General features: G+C 50.7%; 1 protein-coding gene. It reads right to left on the bottom strand.

All coding sequences use genetic code 11. The annotated features are described in order from the left end of the window. Positions 1 to 203: cupin domain-containing protein (locus A3709_RS17340; protein WP_197484269.1), on the bottom strand; the 203-nt coding region annotated here is incomplete at both ends.

Below are 203 nucleotides of genomic sequence, written 5' to 3'. Positions count from 1 at the left end.
TCAGCAGTAACAGGTCCTCATCCCCGCTGACAGTAACCACGTTTTCTGACGGTAGGTTTTGGCTGTCGGGAGTATCGCTGATCCAATGAGCTCCACCAGTTGGAAAAGCGACAGCATCACCTTCCTGAAGCAGAATTGACTCTTTCTGGCCACCTTCCCGTAAGTAGCATTGCCCCTGCAACACGATATGGAAAATTCCCTCA

The sequence above is a fragment of the Halioglobus sp. HI00S01 genome (genome assembly GCF_001635445.1).
Taxonomy (GTDB): domain Bacteria; phylum Pseudomonadota; class Gammaproteobacteria; order Pseudomonadales; family Halieaceae; genus Halioglobus; species Halioglobus japonicus.
This window is presented reverse-complemented; position numbering and strand designations above follow the sequence as displayed.